The organism is Isoptericola sp. NPDC057191 (assembly GCF_042670225.1).
Taxonomy (GTDB): Bacteria; Actinomycetota; Actinomycetes; order Actinomycetales; family Cellulomonadaceae; genus Isoptericola.
Map to the genome: position 1 here is coordinate 1 of NZ_JBHUWC010000024.1, position 23,008 is coordinate 23,008.

20 protein-coding genes and 2 tRNA genes are annotated in these 23,008 nt (G+C 75.0%); 11 read left to right on the plus strand and 11 right to left on the minus strand.

The features are described 5' to 3' along the window. Positions 1-40 precede the first annotated feature (40 nt). A complete protein-coding gene (locus ACFT55_RS05745; RefSeq protein WP_380242471.1) occupies positions 41-535 on the minus strand; it encodes a DUF6584 family protein in 495 nt (164 codons plus the stop codon). A 134-nt stretch (positions 536-669) separates the two neighbouring features. On the opposite strand from ACFT55_RS05745, the gene ACFT55_RS05750 reads away from it, so the two are divergent. After that, a tRNA-Arg gene (locus ACFT55_RS05750) sits at positions 670-742 on the plus strand. Positions 743-788: 46 nt separating this feature from the next. Further along, positions 789-1,325, plus strand: coding sequence for a DinB family protein (locus tag ACFT55_RS05755; protein WP_380242473.1), 537 nt, complete (start codon positions 789-791; stop codon positions 1,323-1,325). A gap of 121 nt (positions 1,326-1,446) precedes the next feature. Here ACFT55_RS05755 and ACFT55_RS05760 read toward each other — a convergent pair whose 3' ends face one another. Then, the gene (locus ACFT55_RS05760; RefSeq protein ID WP_380242527.1) at positions 1,447-2,682 is read right to left on the minus strand and encodes an MFS transporter; all 1,236 of its coding nucleotides are present in this window, start codon (positions 2,680-2,682) and stop codon (positions 1,447-1,449) included. A gap of 351 nt (positions 2,683-3,033) precedes the next feature. Here ACFT55_RS05760 and ACFT55_RS05765 point away from each other — a divergent pair, with 351 nt between their 5' ends. Beyond that, positions 3,034-7,539 carry a hypothetical protein gene (locus ACFT55_RS05765; RefSeq protein ID WP_380242475.1) on the plus strand — a complete coding sequence of 1,502 codons (4,506 nt, stop codon included), beginning with the start codon at positions 3,034-3,036 and terminating at the stop codon, positions 7,537-7,539. A gap of 37 nt (positions 7,540-7,576) precedes the next feature. Continuing rightward, positions 7,577-7,807 (plus strand): hypothetical protein, encoded by a 231-nt coding sequence (locus ACFT55_RS05770; protein WP_380242477.1) that lies wholly within the window; start codon positions 7,577-7,579, stop codon positions 7,805-7,807. Positions 7,808-7,872: 65 nt separating this feature from the next. Here ACFT55_RS05770 and mscL read toward each other — a convergent pair whose 3' ends face one another. The 3 genes from mscL to ACFT55_RS05785 all read right to left on the minus strand — a co-directional run bounded on the left by mscL (position 7,873) and on the right by ACFT55_RS05785 (position 9,620). Continuing rightward, positions 7,873-8,268, minus strand: coding sequence for a large conductance mechanosensitive channel protein MscL (gene mscL, locus ACFT55_RS05775; protein ID WP_380242479.1), 396 nt, complete (start codon positions 8,266-8,268; stop codon positions 7,873-7,875). A 139-nt stretch (positions 8,269-8,407) separates the two neighbouring features. After that, entirely contained in the window at positions 8,408-9,064 is a 657-nt protein-coding gene (locus tag ACFT55_RS05780) for an SAF domain-containing protein (protein ID WP_380242481.1), read from the minus strand. A 238-nt stretch (positions 9,065-9,302) separates the two neighbouring features. Then, positions 9,303-9,620, minus strand: a complete 318-nt coding sequence (locus ACFT55_RS05785) for an FmdB family zinc ribbon protein (RefSeq protein ID WP_380242483.1) — start codon at positions 9,618-9,620, stop codon at positions 9,303-9,305. Positions 9,621-9,834: 214 nt separating this feature from the next. Here ACFT55_RS05785 and ACFT55_RS05790 point away from each other — a divergent pair, with 214 nt between their 5' ends. Continuing rightward, the gene (locus tag ACFT55_RS05790; RefSeq protein ID WP_380242529.1) at positions 9,835-12,450 is read left to right on the plus strand and encodes a penicillin acylase family protein; all 2,616 of its coding nucleotides are present in this window, start codon (positions 9,835-9,837) and stop codon (positions 12,448-12,450) included. A gap of 40 nt (positions 12,451-12,490) precedes the next feature. Here ACFT55_RS05790 and ACFT55_RS05795 read toward each other — a convergent pair whose 3' ends face one another. Both ACFT55_RS05795 and ACFT55_RS05800 read right to left on the minus strand, forming a co-directional pair. Then, positions 12,491-12,943: a hypothetical protein gene (locus ACFT55_RS05795; protein ID WP_380242485.1), complete on the minus strand. Its 453-nt coding sequence runs from the start codon at positions 12,941-12,943 to the stop codon at positions 12,491-12,493. A gap of 48 nt (positions 12,944-12,991) precedes the next feature. Continuing rightward, a complete protein-coding gene (locus ACFT55_RS05800) occupies positions 12,992-13,435 on the minus strand; it encodes a VOC family protein (RefSeq protein ID WP_380242487.1) in 444 nt (147 codons plus the stop codon). A gap of 142 nt (positions 13,436-13,577) precedes the next feature. Here ACFT55_RS05800 and ACFT55_RS05805 point away from each other — a divergent pair, with 142 nt between their 5' ends. Continuing rightward, positions 13,578-14,129, plus strand: coding sequence for a CGNR zinc finger domain-containing protein (locus ACFT55_RS05805; RefSeq protein WP_380242489.1), 552 nt, complete (start codon positions 13,578-13,580; stop codon positions 14,127-14,129). 10 nt (positions 14,130-14,139) lie between these two features. On the opposite strand, the gene ACFT55_RS05810 is transcribed toward ACFT55_RS05805, so the two are convergent. Further along, on the minus strand, positions 14,140-14,808 hold the full coding sequence (locus ACFT55_RS05810) for a 5-formyltetrahydrofolate cyclo-ligase (protein WP_380242491.1): 669 nt from the start codon (positions 14,806-14,808) through the stop codon (positions 14,140-14,142). Between the two features lie 108 nt (positions 14,809-14,916). On the opposite strand from ACFT55_RS05810, the gene ACFT55_RS05815 reads away from it, so the two are divergent. The 3 genes from ACFT55_RS05815 (at position 14,917) to ACFT55_RS05825 (ending at position 17,068) form a co-directional block, all read left to right on the plus strand. Next, complete coding sequence (locus tag ACFT55_RS05815; RefSeq protein ID WP_380242493.1) at positions 14,917-15,558, plus strand: GNAT family N-acetyltransferase; 642 nt, start codon at positions 14,917-14,919, stop codon at positions 15,556-15,558. Positions 15,559-15,650: 92 nt separating this feature from the next. Then, entirely contained in the window at positions 15,651-16,946 is a 1,296-nt protein-coding gene (locus tag ACFT55_RS05820; protein WP_380242495.1) for a hypothetical protein, read from the plus strand. Positions 16,947-16,995: 49 nt separating this feature from the next. Then, positions 16,996-17,068: transfer RNA gene (locus tag ACFT55_RS05825), tRNA-Ala, on the plus strand. Between the two features lie 131 nt (positions 17,069-17,199). Here ACFT55_RS05825 and ACFT55_RS05830 read toward each other — a convergent pair. The 3 genes from ACFT55_RS05830 to ACFT55_RS05840 all read right to left on the minus strand — a co-directional run bounded on the left by ACFT55_RS05830 (position 17,200) and on the right by ACFT55_RS05840 (position 19,646). Next, entirely contained in the window at positions 17,200-18,225 is a 1,026-nt protein-coding gene (locus tag ACFT55_RS05830) for a hypothetical protein (protein ID WP_380242497.1), read from the minus strand. A 143-nt stretch (positions 18,226-18,368) separates the two neighbouring features. Next, complete coding sequence (locus tag ACFT55_RS05835; RefSeq protein WP_380242499.1) at positions 18,369-19,025, minus strand: RNA polymerase sigma factor; 657 nt, start codon at positions 19,023-19,025, stop codon at positions 18,369-18,371. 78 nt (positions 19,026-19,103) lie between these two features. After that, entirely contained in the window at positions 19,104-19,646 is a 543-nt protein-coding gene (locus ACFT55_RS05840; RefSeq protein ID WP_380242501.1) for a sugar O-acetyltransferase, read from the minus strand. Positions 19,647-19,753: 107 nt separating this feature from the next. Between ACFT55_RS05840 and ACFT55_RS05845 the strand changes: the two genes are divergently transcribed. Further along, entirely contained in the window at positions 19,754-21,409 is a 1,656-nt protein-coding gene (locus ACFT55_RS05845; protein WP_380242503.1) for a hypothetical protein, read from the plus strand. Positions 21,410-21,550: 141 nt separating this feature from the next. Then, positions 21,551-22,996 carry a family 20 glycosylhydrolase gene (locus ACFT55_RS05850; RefSeq protein ID WP_380242506.1) on the plus strand — a complete coding sequence of 482 codons (1,446 nt, stop codon included), beginning with the start codon at positions 21,551-21,553 and terminating at the stop codon, positions 22,994-22,996. Positions 22,997-23,008 lie beyond the last annotated feature (12 nt).

Sequence of the window (23,008 nt, forward strand, 5' to 3'; positions counted from 1 at the left end):
GAGCACACAGTGCGCCGACCCGGCCGGGTGGGTCTGACCGCTAGAACCAACCGACGATCACTCGGACGCCCAGGACGACGCACGTGGCGAGGCTGAGCAGGACGAGCGCGCCGACCGCGACGGCCACGGCGCACCCGACCCGGGCGCCGACGTCGGGCTTTTCGAAGTCGCCGGTCCGACCGTCGTCCCCCGCGTCCTGGGCCGCCGCCCGCAGTGCGGCCAGGCGAGCTGCGGCAACGGGTCCGAGCGTGTCGTCGTCGCCCGGCCATGCGACCGCGGCGAGGCGGCCCCTCGCGGACCGGAAGGCACGCTCGAACGCGGCGAGCTCTGCAGGGTCCGCGTCCTCGGCGACGAACGACCAGCGCCCGGCCTGCACGAGCTCGCCCTGGGACCGGTAGACGTCCGCCAGCAGCGACCGGACATCGAGCCGGTGCGGGTAGGTGCGTACGAGGCTGCGCAGACGTTGGATCGCCGGGAGGATCCGACCCTGAGCAAGGTCGTCGTCCACCCGCTGCAGCGTGAGGTTGATCGGCACGTCGGAAGTATCCGGGGGGACTCCCTGCCGGCACCAGCCGAGGGATCCGGGCAGACCGGTGTGACGGGACGCTAGGCTGTGGGCGGCCGCGGTCGATCACCGTGGCGGCACGCGTCGCCCCCGCGGCGACGCGCGCGCCTGTAGCTCAGTGGATAGAGCACCGCTCTCCTAAAGCGGGTGTCGGCAGTTCGAGTCTGCCCAGGCGCACTCGGTCGTGCGGGTCCGGTGGCGAATGCGGCCCTAGGCTGACGGCATGCCGCTCTCCGACGTCGAACCGCGCCTGGACTCCGCCGACTCTGCCGAGCAGTTCGTGGCCTACCTCGACTACTACCGCTCCGTCGTGGACCGGAAGCTCGCCGGCATGACCGACGCGCAGCTGCGCACCAGCCTGCTGCCGTCGGGCTGGACGCCGCTGGAGCTGCTGACGCACCTGGTGCACATGGAGCGCCGATGGTTCGTGTGGGGCTTCCTCGCGGAGCAGGTGGATCGCCCCTGGGGTGACAACGCCGACGAGGCGCCGGAGAGCCCGTGGCACGTGCCCGACGGCGTCGGCCGGGAGGAGCTGGTCGAGGCGCTGCACGCGGGTGGCGAGCGGACCCGGCAGATCCTGGCGACGCACGACCTCCGGGAGCGCGGCGCCGTCGGCGGACGGTTCGCGGCCGACGACCCGAAGCACGACGCGCCGCCCACCCTGTTGTGGATCTGCTTCCACGTGCTGCAGGAGTACGCCCGGCACGCAGGGCACCTCGACATCGTGCGCGAGCTGGCCGACGGCGCGACGGGGGAGTAGCCGAACTACCTCGCGGGGGTCTGAACTACCTCGCGGAAGTCCGAACTACCTCGCGCAGGTCTCGACTACTTCGCGGGGGTCTGAACTACCTCGCGGGGGTCTGGACTACCTCGCGGGGTCGTCAGTCGGCCTGGGCGTGCGCGATGTTCGCGAGCTGCCGCCACACCAGGGCGAGGGTCAGGCCGGCGCCGACGAAGCCGAACCACATGGGCGCGGTGAGGCCCCAGTGCTCGGCGAGGACGCCGCCGATCCCGTTGCCCACGACGATGCCGCCGAAGACGCACATCATGTAGACGGACCCGACGCGCCCCTGGAACCGCGTGGGCGTGGCGCGCTGCCGCACCGTGTTGGACACCGTGCCCCACACGAACGCGTAGGCGCCGAAGACGAACAGGACCACCAGGGCCACCCACCCCGTCCGCGTGAGCGCCAGCGCGAGATGGAACAGCACCTCCAGCGACAGGCACACCTTCATCAGCGCGGCCAGGGAGTAGCGCCGCTCCAGCCGCCCGTACGTGAACGTCGCGAGGAGGCCGCCGACCGCGGACGCCGTGGTCAGCAGGCCGTACCCGACCGGCCCCATCTGCAGGTGGTCGAGCGAGTACTTCACGAGGATGCCCCAGGGCGCGGCCCACGTGACGTTGAAGACGAGGATCACCAGGGCGAGGGTGCGGACGGGCGGGTTGGTCCAGATCCAGCGCAGCCCCTCGGCGATGTCGTGCCGCACCCGGCGGCGACCGTCGTCCAGGCGCGCCCCGGCCGGGGGCGGGACCGGCGTGAGCACGACCCTGCGCACCAGCAGCACGGCGAGCAGCACGGTCAGCACCTGGGCCGCGAACGGCCACGCGGCCCCGGCGGCGAACAGCGCGGCGCCCAGCGGCGGCCCGACCAGCTGGTTCGCGGTGAGGAACCCGGCCTGCAGCCGCGAGTTGCCGATGCCGAGATCCGCGGGCCGCACCAGCATCGGCAGCAGCGTCTGGGAGGTGGTGTCCGCGAACACCTCGGCCACGCCCATCAGCAGCATCGCGGCGAGCACGACGGCGATGTTCACGTGACCGGTCACGATGACGACGCACAGCGCGGCCACGACCACCGCGCGCAGCAGGTTGGCGACGATGACGAGGCGGCGGCGGTCGAGCCGGTCGGCGAGCACGCCGGCCCAGAGCCCGAAGATCAGCCAGGGCAGGCGCTGCAGCATCGCGGCGAGGGCGACGAGCATCGCGGACGACGTCTGGGACGCCACGAGCAGCGGCCCGGCCGCGAGAGCGACGCCGTCGCCGATGTTGCTCACCCAGGACGCCGACATCAGCCACCGGAACCCGGTGCCCATGCGCGCGGGGGCCACCGCCTCGACCATCTTTCTCACGGGCGCCCAGCCTAGGTGCCCCAGGCAGGGGTCAGCCCTCAGAACTTCCTCACATGAGTTGCCAGATTCCCCCTCCTCGCTTATTGACGTCGCCCCAGCCGACCGGCACACTCTCGGTGACAGCGCGCATCGCCCGCCCCCTGCGCGGTGCGCGCTGTCCCTTGCCGGGCCGAGCCCGGCCCGACGCCCCTTCGGACCCCCCGCCGAGGGGGCGTCTACGCGATCTCCCGCCGTCGGCCCGTGGCCTGGCCTCCCGCACCGCCTGCCGGCCCGCCCTCCTGCTCCCACGGTTCCTCGGCGCGCCGAGCCCGCGCGAGGGGCCCGCCGTTCTACCGTGCTGGCGTGAGAGCCGCCCGACGATCCACCGCCACGACCGCGGTCGACCCCTCTGCCGGGGCCGCTGCCGCGCCGGCCACGTCCCCGCGGACCGGCCCGGACGAGGGCCGGCCGACGGCCCCCGCGGGCGAAGCCCCCGACACCTCGCCCGGCGGCCGCGACCACCAGGACGACCGGTCGGCCGACGCCGCACCGCACGGTCGGCGCTCGGCGGAGAGCGCGTCGTCCGCGGCGGCAGCGGCCGTCGAGACCGCGACGCGCCGGTGGCGCGCCTCGCTGGTCGACATGGTCGGCGGTTCGTCGCTGTCGGACGTCGGCCTCCTGGGCGAGGCGATCGTCGACCTCTCGAAGGCGCACCCCAACGGGGTCGCGGGTCTCTTCGCCGGACGCCCGACGCGGCTGTCGAACCTGGTGCGCGAGGGCGAGGCGCTCCCCGCCGCCCGCCGGCGCGCCCGGGCCGTCGCGGCCCGCGCCGCGGAGCACGCGTCGCGCTACGGCGTCGCGCCCACCTACCTCGCCATCGGCGTCGCGACCTGGGTGGAGCACGAGGACCAGCCCGAGGTCCCGTTCGGCGGCGGCGGGCCGCAGCGGCACGACGTCGCCGCGCTCGCCCGGGTCGCCTCCGCCGGCAGGACGGCGCCCGGCGTCCCCGCACCGGACGAGGACGACGCGTTCGACGAGCTCGTGCTGGAGGACCTCGGCGACGCCGGAGCGGACGACGCCGTCGACGGCTTCGTGGCGCCGGAGGACGCGGCCGGGTCGGACGCCGACACCGGCGAGGCCCCCGCGCTCACGACGTCGATCCCCGTCGTGTCCATGGCGTCGCGGGACCGGTCCGCCGCGCCGCGCGCCACGCCCTCGGACCCCGACGACGCCCCGCCCGCCGGCCGGGTGGTCCACGCGCCCGTCGTGCTGCGGCCCGTCACGCTGACGCCGCGCGGCGACGGCGGGGCGGACTACGACCTCACGCTGGAGCCCACGGTCGAGATCAACCCCGTCGTGGCCCGCACGCTGCGGGCCCACGGGGCGCTCCTGGACCCGGCGGCGCTCGCGCGCGCCACCTTCACCCTGGCGGGCTTCGACCCGACCGACGTGCTGGCCCGCGTGGCAGCCCTCGGCGAGGCGGTGCTCGACGACTTCCAGCTCGACCGCCGGGTGCTGGTGGGGACGTTCGTGCACCCCGGCCAGGCGCTCGTCGACGACCTCGACCAGCTCTCGCCCTCGCTGCACCGGCACGAGGTCGTGGCGGCGCTCGCCGGCGTGGACGACGCCGCGCAGCGGCTCGCCGCGCTGGAGCTGCCCGCCCTGCGCCGGGGCGACGCCGACCCGACGCGCGAGCGTGGTGTGGGCGACCTCGACCCGCAGCAGCGCTCCGTGCTCGACGCGCTCGCCACGGGCGGCCACCTGTTCGTCGACGCGCCCGTCGGGTCCGACGTCGCCGGCACCCTCGCCGCCGTCGTCGGCGAGGCGACGGCCGCGGGCCGCTCCGTGCTCTACGTGACCGGGCACCGCCGCGCGGCCGACCGGCTCGCGCTGCGGCTGGACGCGCTGGGGCTGGAGAGCCTGCTGCTCGACGTCCCCCCGCACCCGACGTGGCGCGAGGACGTCACCCGGCGCCTGCTGTCCGCGATGGCGAGCGAGCCCGAGCAGGTGGACGTCGACGGCGCGGCGCGCGTGCGCGACGCCCTGATCGGGACCCGCGCGCAGCTCACCGGCTACATCGAGGCGCTGCACCAGCCGCGCTCCCCGTGGCAGGTGTCCGCCTACGACGCCCTCCAGGCGCTGGCCCGGCTCACCTCGGAGCGCCCGGCGCCGTCGACCACCGTGCGGCTCGCGTCCGAGTCGGTGCTCGCGCTGACGCCGGAACGCCGGCGCGAGATCGCGGCGGGGCTGGAGCGGGCCGCGACCCTCGGCGCGTTCACGCTGCGACCGTCGTCCACCCCCTGGTACGGGGCGCACCTGCTCACCGACGACGACGCGCGGCAGGCGCTGGTGCGGGTGGAGCGGCTGCGCGACGTCACGTTGCCGCAGCTGCGCCGCCAGCTCGCGTACACGGGCGAGGTCACGGGCCTGACGACGCCGACGACGGTGCGCGGCTGGGGCGCCCAGCTCACCATGCTCGGCGGCATGCGCAGCACGCTCGACCTGTTCCACCCGATGGTCTTCGAGCGCACCGCCGCCGACCTGGTCCAGGCGACGGCGTCGCGGCGGTGGCGGGCCGAGCACGGCATCGAGATGGGCCTGTTCGCGCGGCGGCGGCTGCGCAAGCGCGCCAAGGACATGGTGCGGCCGGGCGTCCGGGTGCCGGACCTGCACGCCGCGCTCGTGCAGGTGCAGGAGCAGCGCGACGTCTGGGCCGAGCACGCCCAGCGCGGCGGCTGGCCCACCCTCCCCGAGGGGCTCGCGTCGATCGAGGACACATACGAGGCCGTCCGCATCGACCTCGAGGCGCTCGAGCCGGTGCTGGCCCCGACCACCCTCGGCGGCCACCTGCTGGACCTCGACCTCGACGGGCTCGCGGAGCGGCTGCAGCGCCTGGCCGGCGCCGCGGACTCCCTGGCGGTGCTGCCCGAGCGCACCAGCCTGCTGCGCCAGGCGCGGACGGCCGGCGTCGGCGACCTGGTCGACGACCTGGCCGACCGGCGGGTGCCGGGCGACCTCGTCGGGGCGGAGCTCGAGCTCGCGTGGTGGTCGTCCGTGTTCGAGCAGCTGCTGAACGCCGACCCGGTGCTCGCCGGGCAGGACGGCGTCGGCCTCGACGCGCTCGCCCGCCGCTTCCGCGACCTGGACCGCGCGCACCTCGCAGCCCTGTCCCAGCCGGTGCGTGTCGCCGCGCGAGCACATCTGGGCGCCGCGATGCGGGAGGACCGGGACTCGGCGGAGGCCCTGTTCACCGAGCTCATCGAGGGCCGGATGACGACGCTGCGTGACGTCGCGGAGCGGCACGGCGACGTGCTGCGCCGGCTGCGGCCCGCCCTGGTCGCCACCCCCACGCTGGTGCCGCACCTGCTGCCCGAGCACCGCACGGCCGACGTCGTGATCCTCGACGCCGTGCAGCACGTGCCGACCGAGGTGGTGGTGCCCGCCATCGCGCGCGGGCGGCAGATCGTGGTGGTCGGGGACCCGCGCTCGGCGTCCGGGACCAGCGTGCACGAGCTGTCCGCGCTGCTGCCGACGGTCACCCTGCAGCCGCACGAGAACAGCCGCGACCCGGAGCTGACCCGGCTGCTCGCCGCCCACGGCTACGAGGGCCTGCTGCGTCCGGCGCCCCTGCCGCGGGCGGAGGCGCTGGTGCACCTCGACGTGGTGGACGGCACCGGCATGCCCGACCCGGTCTCGGGCAGCGTCGAGAGCACGCAGGCCGAGGTGGACCGCGTGGTCGAGATCGCCATCGAGCACGCGCTGACCCGCCCGGAGGAGACGTTCGCGGTCGTCACGGTGACGGCCACGCACGCCGACCGCATCCGCGAGGCGCTGCTCGCCGAGGTCCGGACCAACCCCGCCCTGGCGCCGTTCTTCTCGGGCTCGCGGCCCGAGCCGGTCGTGGTCGCCGACATCACCGGCGTCGCGGGGCTGTCGCGGGACACCGTGCTGCTCTCCGTCGGCTTCGGCCGCACGCCGCACGGCCGCGTGCTGCACCGGTTCGGCGTGCTGGGCGAGGCCGGGGGAGAGGCCATGCTGGTCGGCGCGCTCGGCGCCACCCGCAAGCGGCTGCACGTCGTGTCCTGCTTCCGGTCCGACGCCCTCGACCCGGAGCGGCTGCGCGGCGCCGGCCCTCGGCTGCTGGTCGAGACCCTGGAGCTGGCCGAGCGGCGGTCCGGCGTCGCCGACCAGGTGCGGCTCGGCAACGGTGTCGACGTCGGACGCGCCCCGGACCGTCTCCTGGTCGACCTGGGTGAGCGGCTCTGGAAGCTCGGCTACCTCGTCGAGACCGACTACGGCGCCACGGACGGCGACCGGATCCCGCTGGTCGTGGGTCACCCGGACCTGCCCGGGGAGCTGCTCGTCGCGGTGCTCACCGACGACGCCGCGTACGTCGCGGAGCCGTCCGTGCGGGTGCGCGACCGGCAGCTCGCCGAGCGGCTCGAGCGGCTGGGCTGGGTCGTGACCCAGGTGTGGTCCGCCGCCGCGTTCCTCGACCCCGACGGCGAGGCCGACCGCGTGCGGCGGCTCGTGCAGCGGGTCCGCGACGAGCGGATCGGTACCGCCGGGGGCGTCGTCCCGCCCCGGGAGGTCGTCGTGCCCGTGCTCCCGGACGAGGACGAACCGCCCACCGACCTCGGTGGCACGCCCGACGTCGTCGACCTTCCCGAGCCCGACGCCGAGGTAGCCCCCAAGCACGCCGAGGTAGTACCCGAGGGTGCCGAGGTAGTACCGGACCTTGCCGAGGTAGTTAGCGAGGATGCCGAGGTAGTACCGGAGCATGCCGAGGTAGTTCGCGAGGATGCCGAGGTAGCACCCGACGACGAGCCAGGCGGCGCCGGGGAGCCTGCACCTCGCCCGGAGGCGTGATCTCGTCGGCGTCCGGGCCGTGGCGGAGAATGGCCGGGTGAACGACACCCCCGAACCGTCCGAGCCGTCGACGGCCTCCGGCGCCGACAGGAGCATGCCGGACGGCGCGACCGCACGCAGGCGACCCCGCCGTCGCGTGGTGCGTCAGGGCACCGAGCGAGAGACGGTCATGGGCCAGACGGCGGACGACCGTGCGGGCCACGACGACAAGGACGACAACGACGACCGGCTGCTGCGCGACGTCCCGCCGCACTGGGGCCGCCGCTGAGCCCGTCCGCGGGCTGCGGCCGCACCGGCCGCCGGGTCAGAGCGCCACCGGGTTCGAGCGCAGGGTCAGAACTGAGAGCGGCCCGCCTGCGCGGCGAGCAGGTCACGGATCTCCTGGAGCAGCACGGTGTCCTGCGCCAGAGGCGGCGGCGCCTCCTCCTTGCCCCGGGCGCGGCGTTCGGCGAGCTTGTTCAGGGGCAGGACGATCGCGAAGTACAGGGCAGCCGCGATGATGAGGAAGTTGAGCACGGCGTTGAGGAAGCCGCCGACTGAGAGCACCGAGGCCGGGATGCCGTCGTGCGCGGCGCGCAGGGTGATGTCCCAGAGGTTCGTCAGGTCGGGCCTGCCGAAGATCGCGCCGATGATCGGGTTGAGGACGTAGTCCACCATCGCGGTGACGACGGCGGTGAACGCGCTGCCGATGATGATGCCGACGGCGAGGTCGACGACGCTCCCGCGCATGACGAATTCCTTGAACCCTGCGAACACGCTCTTCATCTGGTTCCCCCCGGGATGCGGTACGCCGGGCTTCCCGCGGCGACTGACGGTCGCCGATTCTCGCCGCAGCGCCCCGCACGCCGCAACGTCACCCGGCGGCGTGTCACCGGACGAGGACGGCGCCGACGGTCCCGTCGCCGGAGGCCGCGGACAGCCCTGGCGCCTCGTCCTCGGACACGGCCACCAGAATGACGTCGGCTCCCTCGGGCGTCCCACCGCCTGCGCCGAGCAGCCCGCTCGAGGTGCCGGTCCGGGCGCCGGTCGGGCGCGGGAGCACGAGGGCCCGCCGCGCCAGGTAGACGTCGGCACGGTCGGCGCGCGCCCCGCCCTCCCCGACACCGACGGCCTCGTGCGCGACGACGAGATCCACGCGGTCGCCGGGGCGTAGCCACCCTGACGCGGTGTCCGCGAGACGGACCGGCACGACGACGGAGCCCCGTGGCGCCCCGGCCATGACACCACCGCCGGGCAGCAGCTCGGCCCGGAGCGGGAGCCCGGCAGGCAGGGTCGTCGCCGGAGCACGCCCGACGAGCTCCGTGACGTCCGCCACCGCGCCGTCGGGGGCGAGCGTCGCGGCCACCGCCACCGTCGTGAGGTCCGCGGCCGACACGGGCTCCCCGGCAGGGAGGTCGTGCACGGGGACCACGACGTCCACGGACGGCGGCGGCGCGGGGCGCAGCACCTGGAGGACGGCGGTGGCGGCGAACCCGCAGCAGACGGCCGCGAGGACGAAGCGTGAACGCCACAGGGCGGCTCGCACCCGCCGCAGAGCACGCCGACGACTCCCTGCCGCGTCGCGCTCGCGCGCGCCCGGCGGATCGCCATCACGGCGTCGGGAAGACGTTCGGGGGATCGCGTCGGGCAGCGGCATGGCGGCGACGCTAGGTCGCCGGTGCCTGCCGGTCCGTCAGAAGCGTGCGGCCTGTGGACGACGGTCGCCTGGGGGCAGCGTCCCCGCTCGAAGCATCAACGGCGACGTCGCCCGAGAACCCGACGACTCAGGAGGTGGCGGCCTTGGAGGCGCTCGACGACGAGGAGGACGCGCCCGACGACGAGCTGCTCGACGACGTGCTCGACGAGGACGAGTCCTTGGTCGCCGACGTGGATGTCGAGGACGCGCTCGAGCTCTTGCCGGAGCCCGACCGCGAGTCCGTGCGGTAGAAGCCCGAACCCTTGAAGGTGACGCCGACGGAGCCGTACTGCTTGCGCAGGCTCCCGCCGCACTCCGGGCAGACGGTCAGCGAGTCGTCGGTGAACGCCTGGTGGACGTCGAAGGCGTGGCCGCAGTCGGCACACCGGTACGCGTAGGTGGGCACGTGATCTCCTCGGGGCGGACGCCGGCACCTGCCGTCGACGCGGCGATGCTGGCACTCAGGTGATGCGAGTGCCAAGCATACGCCGGACGGTAGTCTCGCCTGCGTGTCAGCGACCGCCGCCCCTGCAGCACCCGGAAGCCCGTCCGAGCCGGATCCCTCCTCGGACGGCACGGAGACCGAGGAGACGCCCCCTCGGCAGGCCAGGCGCTCGCGGCTGCGCAGCGCCGTCGTCGGCATCGCCGTCGTCGTCGTCCTGGCGCTCGTGGCCACCACGGTCTTCACGGTCGTGACGCTGCGCCGCCCGCTGCCGGACCACGAGGGCACGCAGCAGGTGCCGGGCCTGACCTCCGCCGTCGACGTCCGCCGCGACGCGCAGGACGTGCCGCAGGTCTACGCGGACACCCCCGAGGACCTGTTCCGCGCCCAGGGCTACCTCCAGGCGCAGGACCGCTTCTTCGAGATGGACTACCGCCGGCACGTGACCGCCGGCCGCCTCGCCGAGCTCGTCGGTGACGTGCCGGCGGCGATCGAGGCGGACAAGGTCACGCGCACGTTCGGCTGGCGCCGGGTGGCCGAGCAGGAGTGGAACCAGATCTCCGACGAGTCCCGCGCGTACCTCCAGGCGTACGCGGAGGGCGTCAACGACTACCTCAAGGGCCGCGACGCCGAGGAGCTCGGCGTCGAGTACACGGTGCTGGGCGCCAGCGTGGACGTCAAGGAACCGGAGCCCTGGGACCCGGTGGACTCGCTCGCGTGGCTCAAGGCGATGGCCTGGGACCTGCGCGGCAACTACGACAGCGAGCTCGACCGGGCCCTCGCCTACAGCACGCTCGGCGACACGGACCAGGTCGACGAGCTCTTCCCCGACTACGACGCGAGCGGGAACCACCCGGTGCTGCGCAACCGCGACCTCGCGAACGACCGCACCTCGAAGGACGGGTCCGGCGACGAGCAGGACGACAGCGCGTCGGACGCCGAGCTGACCTCCGCCCTCACGGGCCGCACCACCGGCGCGGGCGCCGCGACGGACGCGCTGGGGGCCGCGGTCGGCTCCGCCCGCACGGCGCTGGAGGCCGTCCCGGTGCTGGTGGGCCGGGGCGACGCGGCAGGCTCCAACTCGTGGGTCGTGTCGGGGGAGCACACGGCGTCGGGCAAGCCGATGCTCGCGAACGACCCGCACCTCGCCCTCTCTGCGCCGGGGATCTGGTCGCAGGTGGGGCTGCACTGCAACGAGGTCAGCGACGCGTGCCCCTTCGACGTCGCGGGCTTCTCGTTCGCGGGCTTCCCCGGCGTCGTCATCGGGCACAACGGCGACCTGGCCTGGGGCCTGACCAACATGGGCGCCGACGTCACCGACTTCTTCATCGAGCGTGTCCGCGGCGACACCTGGCTGAAGGACGCCGACGCGGAGGAGTGGGAGCCCCTCGACGTCCGCAAGGAGACCATCCGGGTGGCGGGCGGGCAGCCCGTCGACCTGACGGTGCGCAGCACGGAGCACGGTCCGATCGTCTCGGACGTGCTCGACGTCGGTGACGTGGTCGGCGCACCCACCCGGGAGGGCACGGAGTTCGGGGAGTACGCCGTCGCGCTCCAGTGGACGGCGCTGCAGCCGGGCCGCACCGCCGACGCGGTCTTCGCGTTCGACACGGCCAAGGACGCGGGCGACATCCGGGCCGCGGCCAAGCTGTTCGAGGTGCCGGCGCAGAGCATCGTGTTCGCCACCACCGACGGCCACATCGGCTACCAGGCGCCCGGCCGCATCCCGGTGCGCGGCAAGGTCAAGGGCCCGGTGCCCTCGGACGGCACGTGGCCGCGGCCCGGCTGGGACCCCCGCTACGACTGGCAGGGCTGGGTGGACGCGGACGACATGCCTCGTGCGCTCGACCCCCAGGAGGGGTTCATCGTCGCGGCGAACCAGGCCGTGCTGCGCAGCGGTTCCCAGCCGTACCTCGCGGACGACTGGGACTACGGCTACCGCTCGGAGCGCATCCGCAAGCTGCTGACCGAGCAGATCGCGGCGGGCCGCCCCTTCACCGCCGAGGACATGAACCGCATCCAGAACGACGACTGGTCGGCGTTCGCGGAGGCGCTCGTCCCGGCGCTCCTGGACATCGACCTCGACGACTCCTACGTCGCGGCCGGGCAGGACCTGCTCGCGGACTGGGACTACCGGATGGACGCCGACTCGCCGGCCGCGGCGTACTTCGCGGCCGTGTGGCGCAACCTCCTGCAGGAAGCGTTCTGGGACGACCTGCCCACGAGCATGCGGCCCGACGGCGGCTCGCAGTGGCTCGTCGTCGTGAAGTCGATGCTCGACAAGTCGGACGACAAGTTCTGGGACGACCGCACCACGGCGAACGTCGTCGAGTCGCGCGACGAGATCCTCACGCGCGCCCTGATCAGCGCGCGGCGCGACCTGACGGTGGAGCTGTCCAAGCAGCCGAAGGACTGGGATTGGGGCACGCTGCACACGCTGCGCCTCGAGCACCCGGTGCTCGGCGGCTCCGACGTGCCGGCGCTGGTGCGCGACCTGGTGAACCCGAACCCCGTGAAGATGCCGGGCGGCTCGTCGATCGTCAACGCGACCGGGTGGGACGCCGGCACGGGCTCCTTCGCGGTCACGACGGGGCCGTCCATGCGGATGGTCGTGGACCTGTCCGACCTGGACGCCTCGACGTGGGTGACCGTCACGGGCACGTCCGGCCACCCGGCGTCGTCGCACTACGACGACCAGCTCGACGAGTGGGCCGCGGGCAAGACGTTCGACTGGCCCTTCTCCCGGGAGGCCGTGGAGGAGTCCGCGAAGACGCGCGCCACCCTCGTGCCCTGACCGGCGCGCGCTGACCGGTCGCTCGTCGTGATCGTCGGCGTCAGAAGTCGTCGGCGAAGGCCGCGCCGTACGCGTCGGCCCACGACAGCTGCTGCGCGAGCTCGGCCGCGTCCGTGGTCTGGCTGGTCCCGGCGGCGGGCGGCGTCGAGGAGTCGTCCAGGAGCGCGATGCCGGTGACGGCCGTGGCCGCCGCCACGACGAAGGCGACGCCCAGGGCCGTGACGGTGCGGCCGGGGCCGCGCAGCCAGCGGCGCAGCGCGCCGCCCGGCTCGGCGGCGTCCAGGTCGCCGTCGGCCGTGGTGGTGCCGTCTGCACGGCCGGCATCGGGGCCGTCCACGAGCCCGGCGACGAGGACGTCGAGCTGACGCGGGGTGAGGCGCTCGAACGCGTCGACGACGGCGGGCGCGAGGGTCCTGCCGGCCTGGCGGTCGGCGTCGCGGAAGCGGTCGAGCGCTTCCTGGTCCGCGCGGCCGAGGCGGTGTGCGGTGGTCATGGTCGGCTCTTCTCGGGTCTCGTGGTGGGTGTCTGGGGGGCGTCCGGGTCAGCGGCCCGGCGCGCGGGTCACGACCTGCTGGAGCACCCACCCGTTGCCGTCCGGGTCGGCGAACGACGCGTAGGTGCCGTAGCTGTCGGTGGCGGGGTGGGGGCCGGCGACGCGGTTGGCCTCGCCCGCCCAGTGGAAGACGCCGTCGGCGTCGTGCCAGAGGTCGCTCACGTCGGCGCCGCGGCGGCGCAGCTCGTCGCGGGCGGCGGCGATGTCCGTCGTGACGAGGTGCAGCCCCTGGAGGGACCCGGGCGCGGCGTCGGTGAGCTGCTCGCCGAAGATGATCGACGCCTCCGAGCCGGGAGGGGTGAGCTGCACGACCCGCAGGCCCTTCGGGCTGCGGAAGTCCGCGTCCAGGCGGAAGCCGAGCGCCGTGTAGAAGGCGGTCGCGCGGTCGACGTCGGAGACGGGCAGGACGACGATCTCGAGCTTGAGCTCCATGGTGTTCCTCCGTGTTCTCGGAGACCGGCGTCACCGGTCTGCCTGGTGACGACTCTCCCCGCGTCGCCGTCACCTGTCAAAGTGGTGATGATCACTCCCGCCTGCCCTTGCCTGCAGGCTCGTCACCCGTCAGGATGGTGACGTGATCCATGCCTTCCCCTGCGGCACCCTCGCCCTCGATTTCGTCGGCACCCTGCGCGCGCGACGCAACGACGAGCCCACGGAGAAGCTGACCTCTGCCGCGGACCTCGACGCGTGGTTCGTCGAGTCAGGGCTGCTGGCCGACGCCTCGTCGTCGGGCGCCGCCGACCTCGAGCGCGCCCTCGCGCTGCGCGAGGCCGTCTACGCGCTGGTGTGGTCGCGCCTGCACGACCGCCCGCTGCCCGCGGACGCCGTCGGGACGGTCAACGCGGTCGCCGCGACGCCGCCGCTCACGCCCGTGCTCACCGAGCAGGGATGGGCCTGGGCCGGAGGTGCGGACCAGGTGCTCTCCCAGCTCGCGCGGCAGGCCGTCGAGATCGTCGGCGGCGACGAGGCGGCGCTGCTGCGCGAGTGCGGCCGGCCCGAGTGCACGCAGGTCTACCTGGACCGTTCCCGCGGGCACCGCCGTGAGTGGTGCTCGATGGCCACCTGCGGCAGCCGGATGAAGGCCGCGGCCTACCGTGCGCGGCAGCGCGCCGGCTCGGACGCCTGACGGCGCGGGCTCAGCCCTCCAGCGCGGGAGCGGGCAGCTCCTGCCAGCCCTCGGGTGTCACGACGACGTGCACGGGCACGTCGTGCTCCGCGGCGGGCAGCGGCTGCTCGGCCGAGTCGTAGACCTCCTCGGGGAACACCAGCGCCACGACGGGCACGCCCGGCCGGCGCATCTTCAGCAGCCGGTCGTACCAGCCGCCGCCCTGGCCCAGCCGCACGCCGCGGTCGTCCACGGCGAGCGCCGGCGCGACGACGACGTCGGCCTTCGTGATCGCCTCGGCGCCCAGGGCGGGCCCGCTCGGCTCCGGGGGGCGGCCGGGGGCGCGCTCCAGCAGGTCGTCGGGCCCGGCGTACCAGGCCCAGTCGCGCGCGAGGCCCGCGCCGAGCACGGGCAGCAGGACGCGCGTGCCCCGGGCGGCGAGCTGCTCCAGCAGCACGTGCGTGCCGGGCTCGGTGGGGCGGGAGACGTAGGTCGCGACCACGTCGGCGTCGCGGACGGCGGGCACGGTGGCGAGGACGTCGGCGAGGGCCTTCGCGGCCTCGTCGCGGAGGCGGGGGGAGCGCTCGGCGCGGTGGGCGCGGATGGCCCGGCGGAGCTCCTCCTTGGCGTCCGCGACCTCCATCCCGGCGACGACCGGGTACGGCCGGTGTGCTCTCGTTCCCTTGCGGTCGCCGTGCATGGGGCCATTGTGGCAGGGTCCCGTCCGGGAGTCCCGGCGCGCGCCGGTGACGCCGAGAACGGCTTCGGCCACGGGCGGGACCGGAGCGTCGGGACGGAACGAGGTGGCATGACGCACAAGCACGCCCGCGGATGGGCCGTGTCGCGGCCGTGGCCGGTGACCCTGCGCGAGGACGGCCCGGCCGGCGCCGTCGTGCTGCGGCCGTTGCGCCGCAAGGACGGGCCGGAGTGGCTGCGTCTGCGGTCCCGCAACGCGGGCTGGCTCGAGCCGTGGGAGGCGACCTCGCCGGGGGAGCGTCCTGCCGCGTCGACGTTCGGCGACTACCTCCGGGTGCTGTCCGCGCAGGCGCGTGCGGGCACGACGCTGCCGTTCGCCGTGGAGCTGGACGGCGCGCTCGTCGGGCAGCTCACCGTGTCCCAGATCCTCTACGGCTCGCTGTGCTCGGCGAGCATCGGGTACTGGGTGTCGCAGGAGGTCGCCGGGCGGGGCGTCATCCCGACGGCGGTGGCGATGGCGGGCGACTACTGCCTCGCCGTGCTCGGGCTGCACCGCCTCGAGATCAACATCCGGCCCGAGAACGCGCCGAGCCTGCGGGTGGTGGCGAAGCTCGGCTTCCGCGACGAGGGCGTGCGCGAGCGGTACCTGCACATCCAGGGCACCTGGCGCGACCACCGCACCTTCGCGATCACGACCGAGGACGTGCCCGAGGGGCTGCTGGCGCGCTGGCAGCGCGCCCGCGACGACGCCTGAGCGCTCCGCGCGGCGCCGTCGCACGGGCTCGACCACGGACACGCCGCGACGGCGTGCGTCGGCGTGGTCGTTGCGTCCCCTACCGTCGTGATGTGACAACGTCGGCGGCAGGACTCGCAGTGCTCGCGCTGTTCGTCCTGTGGCTGGGCTTCTTGGTGCCGCACCTGCTGCGGCACCGCCAGCAGCTGCTCGATGCGCGGACGGACGACCGGTTCTCCGGCGGGCTGCGGGTGCTGGCGGTGGCGGAGGCGGGCGGTACGCGCGGGGTGACGGCACCGACCGGCGGGTCGGTGCCGCTGCTGGTGCCCGGCACGTCGACGGGCGGCGGACGAGGGGAGCGATCGATGGGTCTGGACGACGACGAGGGCGCGTCGCGCGCCCTGACGACCCTGCGCGCCGACGCTGCGGAGGGTCGGCAGCCCGAGTCCCGTCTCGCGCTGCTGGAGCGGCGCGCCGCGCGGGCGCGCCGTCGGCTGCTGCTCACCGTGCTGCTGCTGCTCGTGACCGCCGCCGCCTGGGTCGTGGTGGCCCTCGGCCTGGTGAGCTGGGTCGCGGGCGCCGTGCCGTCTGCGCTGCTGCTCGGCGTGCTCGTGCTCGGCCGGGTGGCGGTGCTGCAGGCGCGCCGCGCCGACGCGCGCTGGGCGGCGGAGCGGAAGGCTGCGCGACGCCAGGCGACCGAGGCTCGCGCGCTCGCCAACGGCGGCCCGCACGCGCCCCGGAACCGGCCGCGGGTCACGGGGCACGCCGTGCGGCCGTCGGCCACGCACACCCAGATGATCCCGCGGGTGGCCGCGCCGGGTGCCCAGCCTGCGCCCGCTCGCCCGACACCTCGTGACTCGTCCCGCGTCACCGTCCCCCCGGGCGGTGCCCGCGACGAGGAGAGCGCGGAGCCCGAGCCGGTCTCGTCCCCTCACGAGATGCCGTCGTCCGGTCGGGACGTCTTCGACGTGCGCGCCGACGAGGTGCCGGCCCTGCCGGAGCCCGTGGTCGTCGTGGACCCGGGTCCCGGACCGGCCCCGCTGCCGGGGCCGCCGCCGGTCGGCAGCGACCCGTGGGAGCCGGTCCCCGTGCCGCTGCCCACGTACGTGACGAAGCCCGCCGCGCCCCGTCGTGAGCCTCGCCCGCTCGTGGCCTCGTCGTCGACGGCGCCCGGCCGGGTCGTGCCCGTCTCCGACGCTGCCCGTGTCGCCGCGCTGGCCGCGACCATGCAGGCGGCGCTGGGCCCGACGGCGACGCCTGCGGGCGCCTCGGAGCAGCCCGGTGAGCGGTCGGCGCCGGCCGCCGACGCCGTCACCGACGTGGCCGCTCCCGAGGAGCCGCGGCCGCGCACCGAGACGCTCGGCCTGCCGCTGGACGAGATCCTCGCGCGGCGCCGGGCCGCCGGCTGAGCCGATTTGGCATGCGCCCCGGCCGGGATGTTAATGTTGCTCCGCACTTGGGGCTATGGCGCAGTTGGTAGCGCGTCTCGTTCGCAATGAGAAGGTCGGGGGTTCGAATCCCCCTAGCTCCACCGGCTGAGGGCCGCTGACTACTGGTCAGCGGCCCTTTTCCCTTTGTCGCAGCGCCTGGTCCGGAGCTGTGGGTACGGAAGCGGCGGGGGCTCGCGACCGAGTGTCCGCCGTCTCCGTACCCAGAGCGAGGTCAGTGCAGGCGCGGGTCGTCCAGATCGACGGTCTGGACGGTCCGGGCGATCCTGCGCATCGCGTCGAGCGAGTCGACCCGGGCGACCAGCCGGTACCGCACGCCCGCCCGCACCCACCGGAGCTCGGCGCCTCCCTGCCCCTGGGGCGTCCAGGCGGCGCGCGTCCCGTCGAGGTCCACGAGCTCGTGGCCGAACTCCGCGACCTCGGCCTCCACGGGGGCGGTCGCCGGCGTCGTCACCTCGAGGAGCACGGACGACGGGCCTGCGTCCTCGGCCAGCCCTCCGTCGCCGAGCTCGGTGACGACGCGGTCGTCCGCGCCGTACTCCACGGACCACCGGTACGTGGACCGCTCGCCGACCACCGGTGCGACCGCAGGCGCGCTCGCGAGGCCGACCGGGACGCTGCGCGGGTCGAGGACGCCTGCGGCGTCGAACCGGAGCGCGTCGAGCACGGCGAGCGTGCGCGCCACGGGCATCCCCTCGGCGACGGCGTACCAGCGCACGCCGTCCTGATCGGTCCAGGTGAGCCGCTGCCGGGGCACGTCCGGGTCGTTGACCCACGCGAGCACCCAGCCGTCGACGCCGCGCAGGGAGACCTTGTCGGCGGACCGGAGGGACTCGATCTCCGTGAGGGGGCCGGCGGCGACGTCGCGGTAGACGTTGACCCCGCGTGCCGTCCCCGGTGCGTAGACCACGGCGGACGCCACCGCGACCGGACAGTGCCGGACCACTTCGGACGCCGTGACCCGGTCCGGACGCCCCGGCCCCACGAGCGCCGCGACGTCCGCGACGGGGCTGCCCGCCCAGGCGTCGCGCGGCATCGGGGTCGACTGGTCCTCGTCCACCTGCGCCGCCCCGCAGGACGGGTCGGCGGCAGCAGCGGCGGGGACGAGCCCGAGCGGCCCGACGCGGGACGGCGGCGCCCCGGGCTCGCCGCCCGGGCTCACCAGGACCGCGACGGCCAGCACGGCCGCGGCGGTGGCGGTCGCCAGACCTGCGGTGAGGGCGAACCGAGACCAGGACATGCCGGTACCGGGACGTCGTCGTGCCGGTCGTGACGCGTGCGCCGCTCGGCCCGACTCGTAGAGGCCCCGAGCACGGGCGAGCCCCTCGGGGTCCACGGGGAGGTGCGGTGCCAGGGCTGCGGCACGGTCGATCGAGTCGCGGGTCATCGGTGACCTCCAACGGGTCCGTCGGGGAGCGGGTGCACGCCGGGTGTGGCGACCGCGGCGCGACCGGCCCGGTCTGCGGTGGTGTCCCGGCCGGCCGGGCCGAGGTCGTCGGTGTCGAGCAGCTCCTCGAGCCGGCGGCGCGCCCGCGAGAGGCGGGCGTCGAACGTCCCCAGCCGGCAGCCCGTGACGCGGGCGGCCTGCTCCCGCGTCAGCCCGTCCCACGCGACGAGGAGAACCGCCTCGCGGTGCTTCTCCGGCAGGCGCGACAGTGCGAGCAGGACGTGCTCGCGCTCGGCCACCGCGGCGTCGACGGCGGGCGTCACCGTCTCGCGACGAGCGACGCCGCCCAGCCGGGCGGCCAGGGCGGTAGCGCGCCGCGTGGACCGGTGCTCGTTGCGGACGATGTTGCGTGCCACGCCGACGAGCCACGGCAGCACCTCGTCGTCGGGCAGCCCGTCCAGCAGGTCGCGGCGCCGGCGCCACGCGACCAGGAACGTCTCGGACACGACCTCCTGCGCTGCGTGGGCGTCGACGTGCCGCAGCGCGTACGCCTGCACGCGAGGGGCGTGCCGGTGCCACCACTCGGCGACCCGGTCCTCGTCCGCAGGCGCGCCGCCGCCCGGTGGCGTCGCCGCACGGGGGAAACTGTTCATGCCGAGAGATGTCCGGTCATCCCGGGAAACTTACGGACGGCGGCCGGCCGCTGACGGCGACACCCCGCCAGCCCCGCCTCACCAGCTGCGGCGCACGGTCGCCTTACCCCCGGCGACGAGGCTGCGGGCGGGGACGTCCTCGGTGACGACGGACCCGGCGGCGATCACGGAGTCCCGGCCGATGGTGACTCCCGGGAGGATGGTGGCGCCGGCGCCGATCCACACGTTCTCCTCGACGTCGATGGGCCCGCCGGTGAGCCAGACCCGGCGGTCGTCGGTGTCGACGGGATGGCCCACGGTGATGAACGTGACCTTCGGCGCGACCATGACGCGCTCGGCCAGCCGGATCCCCGCGTAGTCCAGGAACGTGCAGCCCTGGTTGACGAACACCCGGTCGGCGAGGTCCAGGTGCAGCCCGTGGTCCGTGTAGAACGGCGGGTAGATCGTCACGCGCGGTGACAGCGGGCGGCCCAGGAGCTGCTCGAACAACGCCGCCTTGCCCTCGTCGTCGTCGAACGGCAGCACGTTGAGGCGGGACGTGAGCTCCGTCGCACGGAGCACGCGCTGCGACATGGCCTGGAACTCGGGGCTGTGGATCCGCATCAGGAGGTTGCTCGGCACCCGCCGATCCTCTCGCACGGGACGGCTCACGAGGCGACACGCCGGAGATCTGGCATACCGTCCGGGAGGACGTCGACCCCGGCCGCGGGATGCGCAAAGATGAGGGAGTGCCCCTCCGGAACGTCCGATTCGTCCTGCCCGCCGTCGTCCTGACCGGTGCACTGGCGCTCACCGGCTGCACGGCCTCCCCGCCCGACGAGGCGGCCACCTCCCCGGCGGCGGCCCCGTCCGTCGCGGTCCGGGACCTGTCGTCGCACACGGTGCTGCTCGACTCCGAGGACCCCGTCGAGCTGGCGCTGACCACCAGCCAGACGGTCTACGCGCGCTCCGAGATCGTGGTCCTCGCGGACGCGGACGACGCGTCCGCGCGCCCGGCGCTCGCGGCCACGGCCGTCGCCGTGCACGCCCCCGCGCTGCTGGTGGACGGGTCCGGCTCCGGCGTGACGGACGAGCTGGGGCGGCTCGGCGCGCGCGTCGCCGTGATCGTCACGGGCGACGAGGTGCACGGCGGCGAGGACGGCGCGACGACGGACCACGACGACGAGGCGTCGCGCCAGGCCGCCGACGCGGCGGGCGTGCAGACCCTCGTCGTCGCCCCCGACGTGGTCGCGGGGAAGGCCGGCGCCGGCCCGACGCTCGAGGCCGACGACCTCGAGGACCTCGCCGGTCAGCTCGACTCGATGCTCGGGAGCGGCGACGTGACGTCGTCCCCGCCGGCGGCCGGCGGCACCGGGAGCCCCAGCCCGGCGGGGACGGGGCTGCTGCGGGAGGTGCTGGCGCTCGTCGACCCGGTCAAGGGTCAGGAAGCGGCGATCGCGTCCCTCCGTGCCGCCGGGGCCGTGACGACCGCCGTCCCCGGGGGAGACCTCGGCACGGCCCACGCCGTCCAGACCGTCGACCGGGCGCAGGCGCTCACCGTCGTCGGGGTGGGCCCGGGCTTCGGCGACGCCACGACCTTCGCGTGGCGCGTCGCGGCGGCGGAGCGGGCCGCCCTGCTGCCCACGGGCAGCCAGCACCTGCTCCCCGCGCGGTACGTCACGGTCGACGCGACCGTGTGGGAGGACCCGGCGACGGCGGTGGCACGGGCGCAGGCCGCCGCCGCGGCGTACGAGCCGTCCGAGGACGTCGACGGGTCCGACGGGTCCGACACCCAGGACGCGCCGGTCGTGCCGACGCTCGTGCTCACCGCGAGCGCGACGTCGGGCGGGGCGGGCGAGGACGGCGACTGGGTCACCCAGGAGGACCTGGACGCCCTGCAGCCGCTGGTCTCCGCCGCCCGTGACGCGGGGGTCTACGTGCTGCTCGACGTCGGGGCTGGCCCGGGGCCGGTCGTCGACCAGGTGCGGGCAGCCGAGCCGCTGCTGCGCGACCCCGGCGTGGGCGTGGCCCTGGACCCCGAGTCGCGGGTCGGCGACGGCGTGACGACGACGTCCCACGTGATGAGCGCCGACGAGGTGGCCGACGTCGAGGCGTACCTGGCCGACCTCGTGACGCGCGAGGCCCTGCCGCCGGCCCTCCTGGTCGTGCACCAGACGCTCCCGGAGTCGATCCCCGACCGTGCGCTCCTGCGCTCGCTGCCGCAGGTGGAGGTGGCGGTCGTCGCCGACCGCACCGGCGGTGTCACCACGGGGGAGTGGGTGTGGAACCAGGTGAGCGCCGGCGTGCCCGACGGCGTCCACGTGGGCTGGTCGGGCCCGGCGGCGGGGGTGCTCGGCTCGGTCGTGCCGGCTGACCCGGCGCCGGTCGTGATCGCCACCTACTGAGCGACGGCCGCGCGCGGCCCGGGAGCGGGGGCGGTGTCGTTGACACGGCTTCCCCCTATTCGGCAGGATCGCTAACGTAACGATTCGACCGTGCGCCGCCCGTCGGCGTCGTCACCGACCCGCGTCTGGAGACTGATCGCCGTGCTGCCCCTGATCCCGTGGCCCACCGTCGTCGAGGAGCAGGGCGCGCCGTCGCTCGCCCTGGGCGCGGCGCACGTCGTCGCGCCCGACGACGCCCTCGCGGCGCTCGCCGCCGAGCAGCTCGCGGCCGTGGGCGTCCGCGTCGCCCCGACCGCCGCGGACGCGACCCCGGTGGTGCTGCGGCTCGACGACGCCGCCGGGCCGGAGGGCTCCGACAACCCCGAGCGCTACACGCTGCGGGTCACGACGGCCGGCGTCGAGGCGACCGCGCCGGAGCCCGTGGGGCTGCTGCACGCCGCGCGCACGCTGCGCCAGCTCGTCACCTCCGCGCCTGACGGCGCCCACCAGGTGTCCGCCGTCGTCGTGCACGACGCGCCCCGGTACCGCTGGCGCGGCCTGTCGTTCGACGTCGTGCGGCACTGGTTCGCCCCCGCGGACATCCGCGCCGTCGTCGACCTGGTCGCGGCGTTCAAGCTGCGGGTGCTGCACCTGCACCTCACCGACGACCAGGGCTGGCGGATCGAGACGCCGTCGCGCCCCGAGCTGGAGAAGGCGTCCGACAACCAGGTGGGCGGCGGCACCGCCGGGTTCCTCACCGTGGACGACTACCGCGAGCTCCAGGAGTACGCCGCGGCGCGGTTCGTCACGATCGTGCCCGAGTTCGACATGCCCGGGCACATCAACGCCGCGACCCAGGTCTACGGGGCGCTGACGAAGGACGGTCTGCCCACCGAGTCCTACGACGGCATCGAGGTCGGCTTCTCCCGGCTGTGGTTCGACAACCCGGCCACCGAGCCGTTCCTGCGGGACGTCATCGGCGACATCGCCGCGATGACCGCCGGTGACTGGGTGCACGTCGGCGGCGACGAGGTGCACACGATGGAGGTCGAGGAGTTCGCGAAGTTCGTGGAGCTCGCGGCGCGCATCGTGCGCGAGCACGGCAAGACGCCGATCTTCTGGCAGGAGGGCGCCCGCGGCCCGGTGGAGCCCGGGACGCTGCTGCAGTACTGGGAGCCCAAGGGCGAGGAGTTCGACCGCTTCGTCGCGGCCGCCGCTGCCGGCGCCCGGTTCATCATGTCGCCCGGCAACCACGCCTACCTCGACATGAAGTACACCCCCGAGCACGAGCTCGGCCTGCACTGGGCCGGGTACGTCGAGCTGCGCGACTCCTACGACTGGGAGCCCACCGCGCTCATCGACGGCCTGCCCGCCGGTGCCGTCGAGGGCGTCGAGGCCGCCGTCTGGACCGAGACGATCACGACGCGCGACGAGCTCTTCTCCATGCTGCTGCCGCGCCTGGGCGCCGTCGCCGAGGTCGCCTGGACCGCGCCGGAGCGCAAGGACTGGGACGCCTTCCGCAGCCGCGTCGCCGCCCAGGCTCCCGGCTGGCGCGCCACCGGCTGGGCCTTCCACCAGACGCCGCAGGTCGACTGGCCGACCGCCTGACCTCCCGAGGCG